A 233-nucleotide genomic window follows, 5' to 3' on the forward strand; every position below is an offset into this window, starting at 1 on the left:
GTGCTGTCTTTGCCTGCTTCAACGCTTGGTACTGTTTCAGGTTTATCAGAAGTCCAGCTGCCGTCTGCCTGTTTGGTCAAGGTGACTTTTTCTGGGGTGTTAGAGCCTTCAGGGGTGACGGTTACTTCTACAGTATCACCTGTTTGGGCATCACTTGGCACTTTCACAGTCACTGAGCCATCAGTGGTAGATGGGGTCACTTCCGGTGCGCTTGGTGCAGTGGTATCTTGTGT

Annotated in this window: 1 protein-coding gene; it reads right to left on the minus strand. The window is 51.1% G+C overall.

Going from position 1 to position 233, the window contains the following annotated elements; all coding sequences use genetic code 11:
- A partial coding sequence (locus ACTHS4_RS12670; protein WP_440366063.1) for a hypothetical protein occupies window positions 1–233 on the minus strand: 233 nt, incomplete at both ends.

The organism is Neisseria sp. P0014.S009 (assembly GCF_051958155.1).
Taxonomy (GTDB): Bacteria; Pseudomonadota; Gammaproteobacteria; order Burkholderiales; family Neisseriaceae; genus Neisseria; species Neisseria flavescens_C.